Below are 5002 nucleotides of genomic sequence, written 5' to 3' on the forward strand. Positions count from 1 at the left end.
CCCCCGGGCCCGCCCCAGGCGTTCTGGCGGTAGCCCTGCTGGCCCATGCCGAGCGGTCCGCCCTGGTGCTGGATCATGTTCGCCGCGGTGACCTCGTTCGACTGGACCAGGACCCAGCCCTCGCCGATGAAGCTCAGCATCCAGCCCTCGCCGGTCTGCCCGCGGCGCCGCCAGATGCGGCTGGACACGGTCTGCGCCTCCAGCCGCGTCGTGAGGTTCGCCGACCACGCCACCACGGCGTCCGCGTCCACGAAGACCTCGTTGCGCGCGCCGACCTTCATGACCAGCGGGTGCCCCGGCGTGGTCAGCGCGATGACCCCGGTGCCGCCGATCTGGAGGCCGTTCGCGCCCGGCCCGGAGATCCGCGCCTCGGCGTCCAGCGCGACGGGCGTCCAGGTGAGGCCCGGGTCGAGGGCCAGCACCGAGTCGTTGTCGACGATCAGCGCGTCGTTCGACAGCGACACCACGTGGATGTGCTGGGCCTGGTTGGCGAGGTAGACGACGCCGGTGCCGAAGCAGCGCATCAGGGACATGAACTCGGCGCCGTACGCCGCGGCGCGCATCTCTCCCGGGGTCGGCATGTAGCCGTCGAAGTCCACCGCGCCGGTGAACGCGATCATCGCGCCCTTGCGGGCGAGCACCTCCGGTGCCGACTGCCGGTCGAGACCCACCCGCAGGATCTGCGGGTTCTGGAGGCTGAACCGATCGGTCGACTGACGCGCGACATTGTTGAACAGGGGACTCTCCACCCGGACATGATCCCTGGTCCGGGCCCCTGCGGTGAACAAAGTGCACCCCATCTTCGGCGCCGGACGTCCTCCCGTATCGTGCGGGGCACGCCGTTCTGTTACGGCGTTACAGACGCAGACCCGCCACCCCTTGGGGGAGCCTTGTCCGACACCACCGCACCGGCCGCGCACCGCCCCGTACCCGATCTCGGGCGCGTGGGCCTGTGGACCTCCGCCTTCGACTTCCTCCCCGTCGCCCAATTGCGCGACACCGCCGCCGAACTCGACGCCCTCGGCTACGGGGCCCTGTGGTGGGGGGAGACGGTCGGGCGCGAGACGTTCACCCAGGCGCTCCTCCTGCTGGAATCCAGCCCGCGCATCCCGGTGGCCACCGGCATCGCCAACCTCTGGGCGCGCGACGCGGTCGCCACCAACGGCGCCGCGCGCACCCTGCTGGACGCACACCCCGGTCGCTTCCTGCTCGGCCTCGGCGTCAGCCACGGGCCGCTCGTCGAGGGCCTGCGCCCCGGCGGCAACGTCTACGACAAGCCGCTCACGCTCATGCGGAGCTACCTCGACGGGCTGGACGCGTCCCTCTACTTCGCCGCAGGGGGCGAACTGCCGCGGCCGCCTCGCGTGCTCGCCGCGCTCGGGCCGCGCATGCTCGAACTCTCGCGCGACCGCGCGGAAGGCGCGCACACGTACCTCGTGCCCCCGGAGCACACCGCGCTCGCCCGCGAGACCATCGGTGCCGACGGCTACCTCGCGGTGGAGCAGGCGGTCGTCCTCACCGCCGACCGCGAGACCGCGCTGCGGCGTGCGCGCGAGCACCTGAAGCCGTACCTTGCGCTGCCGAACTACCGCAACAACTGGCTGCGACTCGGCCTGTCCGAGGACGACTTCGCGGACGGCGGCAGCGAGCGCCTGGTCGACGCACTGGTGGCGTGGGGCGACGAGGCCGCGCTGCGGGCCCGGGTGGACGCCCAGCACGCGGCCGGTGCCGACCACGTCTGCGTCCAGGTGCTGGGCGAGTCGATGGTGGACCTCATGATGGTCGACTGGCGCACGCTCGCACCCGCGCTGCTGGAGGGCTGAGGGAGAGTCGCGGGACCTTTGCCCGGGACCGCGCCGGGCGCGGCGGCGTCCGGACATGGTGTGCGGACGGGGTGCCCGCGCGCGCCGCGCATCCCGTAGCGTCTCGCCCGGGGGATCGACGGCGGCGACTTGGGGGAGCGGAACCTGTCCGGCACGACTGACAGCCCGGCGCGGCCGGCGGACGGAGCGGACACCTCCGGTGGCACGGACGCGCGGCCGGCTCCCGGGAGGCGGGTTCGGACGTACGCCTCGCGCTCCGGCGGTACACCCGCCCCTCGGACCGCCCGCACCCAGCAGCGCCGCAGCCTTGGGCACACCGCCGCGGCGCCGCTGGGCGCGGCCCTGCTCACGCTGGCACTGTGCCTCTGGCGCGCCGATCGCCCGGTGCTGTGGCGCGACGAACTCGCCACCTGGACCGCGTCGCGGCGGTCGGTGCCCGAGTTGTTCGCGATGCTCGGCAACGTCGACGCGTCCAGCGGCGGCTTCTACCTGTTCATGCACGGCTGGACCGGCCTCTTCGGGGACGCGGTGCCCACCCTGCGACTCCCGGCGATGCTCGCGATGGCCGGGACCGCCGCGTGCGTGGTCCAACTCGGCCGCCGCGCCTTCGGACCGCGCGCCGGTCTCGCGGCAGGGCTGGTGTTCGCGCTGCTGCCGGCGGTGTCGCGGTACGGGCAGGAGGCGCGCGCCTACGGGTTCGTGTGCCTGACCTTCGCGGTGGCCACGCTGCTCCTCGCCCGGGCCGCGGACCGGCCGACGATCGGGCGCTGGGCGGCGTACTCCGCCTCGGTCGCGCTGCTGGGCGTCTGGCACCTGGTCGCCCTCGCCGGGGTGGTCGGCCACGCCGCGTGGCTGGCCGTCCGGTTGTCAGGCGGGGACTTGTCAGGTGGGGACGGGGGAATCCGCCGCGACGCGCACACCGAACCGGGGGCGAAACCGGGCCCTGAACCGGGCTTCGAACGCCGTGATCAAAGCCCACGGGGACGCCGCCTGCTCGCCTTCGCCGTCTCCATCGTCGCCGCAACGGCGCCGCTCGCTCCCCTCGCCGTCGTCGCGGGCGCTCAGCGCGTCCGCCAGATCGAATGGATACCGCGCCCCGAACTCGAAGCCCTCCAGGTCCTGTTGCCGCGCACGGCCGCGTCGGGGCCGGTGGCCCTCGCGCTGGCCGTGCTCGCGCTCGGGGCGTGCACGGGACCGCACCGGCGGGCAGTGGCCGCGTACTTCGGCGCGGCGCTGCTACCGGTCGTTGCCGTGTGCGCGGTTTCGCTGGCCGGAGACACGTCGTACTTCCTGCCGCGCTACCTGCTCTTCGCCCTCCCCGCGTGGGCCGTCCTCGCGGGGGCGGGCATCGCGGTTCTGGCGGACCGCGTGGCTGCGGCAACGACGGCAGCGACGACGGCAACGACGGCAACGACGGCGACAGTCTTGGCACTCGCGGTCGTCGCCGCCGTCGGCGTGCCCGACCAGCGGGAGTTGCGCGAACCGGGCGCCCACGAGCAGCGCGACTACCCCGCGAAGTCCGCGATCTCCTGGGTCGACTACCGCGGCATCGCCGACCTCCTGCGGGCCCGGCAGCGCCCCGGGGACGGCATCGTGTACGCGAGCGTCGACCAGCGCCTGTGGCACGTGGACGTCGGCGTCGAGTACTACCTGCGCCACGAACTCCAGCCGCGCGACGTGCTGTTGGGCCGGACGGGAACCGACCGCGACGACCTGTGGGCGTACGACTGCTTGGATTCCGAATCCTGCCTGCGCACCGCCGACCCCGAACGCATCTGGCTCGTCGTCATCGTGCTGCGCGGCGTCCCCGACAACCCCTTCGCCGGAGTCGCGCGCAGCACGGCCCAGGCTCTGCGCGGGAGTTACCACGTCGTGGAGAGCACCCCCGTGGCCGGCGCCTACATCAGCCTCATGGAACGCGGCCCGACCCCGCCCGGTCCCGACGACGTCAACTGCGACACCAACCCCCTCGCCCGCATCCGGGGCGCCGGCGACCCGTGCGCGGCAGCCCGTCCGGCCGGGTCAACCGGCTTGCCGGAGAAGGGCGTTGACGGCTAGGTCGACGTCCGCCTCGGTCGTGTAGAGGTGGAAGGACGCCCGGACGCGTCCGGCGCGCACCGCTGCCTTGACCCCTGCGGCACGCAGCGCCTCGTCGGCGCCCGGCACGTCGACGGTGACGATGGCGCTGTCGCCGGGCGGCCGCCCCAGGGCGGTGAGGAAGCGGTTGGCCAGGGCCACGTTGTGCGCGTGGATCTGTGGGATGCCGATGTCGCGTACGACCTCAAGGGCGGGGGCCGCGCCGACCCACGCGAACCACGCGGGGGAGGTGTCGAAGCGGCGCGCGTCGGCCGCGAGGCGTAGCGGGGGGCCATAGTAGGAAGCGTGGACGTCGTCGCCCGCGTACCAGCCGGCGGCGACGGGGACGAAGCGGTCGCGTACGCCCGGCGCGAAGTAGGTGTAGCCGGTGCCGCGCGGGTTCATGAGCCACTTGTAGCCGCCAACTGTCAGCACGTCGTATCGAGTTGCGTCGACCGGCAGCCAGCCCACCGCCTGTGTGCCGTCGACGACGACCATCGTGCCGTGGGCGCGGGCCGCGGCCACGATCTCGGCGTCGTCCGCCACCGAGCCGTCGGCCGACTGCACGAGGCTGTAGGCGACGACGTCGGTGCGCTCGTCGATCGCGGCGGCCAGCTTGGCGAGGGGCACGCACACGACCTCGACGCCGCGCGACTCGTGGACCATCCAGGGGAACACGTTCGACGTGAACTCGATGTCAGGGACGACGATTCGGGTCCCCGGCGGGAGGGACGCGCCGACCGGGGCGAGCATGCCGGAGACGTTCGCCCCGATGGAGATGTCCGAGGCGTCGGCGCCGACCAGCTCCGCGAACAGCGCGCGGGCCCGCTCGCCGACCTCGCCCCACGGCTCCCAACTCGTGCGCCCCGCGCGCCAGTCGCGCTGCGCGGCGAGTACCGCTTCGTAGGTTGGGGTGGGCGGAAGTCCGTAGCTTGCGGTGTTCAGCCAGCCAGGTTCGGGTTCCCAGAGGATGCGGGCGCTTTCGAGGTCCATCGGCCGACGGTACGCCGCGGGTGGCCCCGCGGGACAGGGCCATTTGGCCGGAGGTGGCTCCCGGACCAGGCTGTGGCGAGCCACTTGCTCGGGAGCCACCTCCGCGGGGG

At 73.5% G+C, this 5002-nt stretch carries 4 protein-coding genes; 2 read left to right on the forward strand and 2 right to left on the reverse strand.

From position 1 onward, the window contains the following. On the reverse strand, nucleotides 1-749 hold a 749-nt coding region (locus tag ACRX5S_RS09510; protein ID WP_436772378.1), incomplete at its 3' end, for an AIM24 family protein. 141 nt (nucleotides 750-890) lie between these two features. Between ACRX5S_RS09510 and ACRX5S_RS09515 the strand changes: the two genes are divergently transcribed. Next, nucleotides 891-1823 (forward strand): LLM class F420-dependent oxidoreductase, encoded by a 933-nt coding sequence (locus tag ACRX5S_RS09515; protein ID WP_436772379.1) that lies wholly within the window; start codon nucleotides 891-893, stop codon nucleotides 1821-1823. Nucleotides 1824-2207: 384 nt separating this feature from the next. Beyond that, complete coding sequence (locus ACRX5S_RS09520) at nucleotides 2208-3881, forward strand: glycosyltransferase family 39 protein (RefSeq protein WP_436772380.1); 1674 nt, start codon at nucleotides 2208-2210, stop codon at nucleotides 3879-3881. Here the strand turns inward: ACRX5S_RS09520 and ACRX5S_RS09525 are convergent. After that, a complete protein-coding gene (locus tag ACRX5S_RS09525) occupies nucleotides 3846-4892 on the reverse strand; it encodes an aminotransferase class V-fold PLP-dependent enzyme (protein ID WP_436772381.1) in 1047 nt (348 codons plus the stop codon). The two genes, ACRX5S_RS09520 and ACRX5S_RS09525, sit on opposite strands and share 36 nt — an antisense overlap. Between the last annotated feature and the right edge of the window lie 110 nt (nucleotides 4893-5002).

Source organism: Yinghuangia sp. YIM S09857, assembly GCF_051388915.1.
Classification (GTDB): Bacteria; Actinomycetota; Actinomycetes; order Streptomycetales; family Streptomycetaceae; genus Yinghuangia.

Excerpts from the sequence above, each read along its gene's own strand:
- ACRX5S_RS09525 (WP_436772381.1), bottom strand. The coding sequence starts at position 4,892 with ATGGACCTCGAAAGCGCCCGCATCCTCTGGGAACCCGAACCTGGCTGG.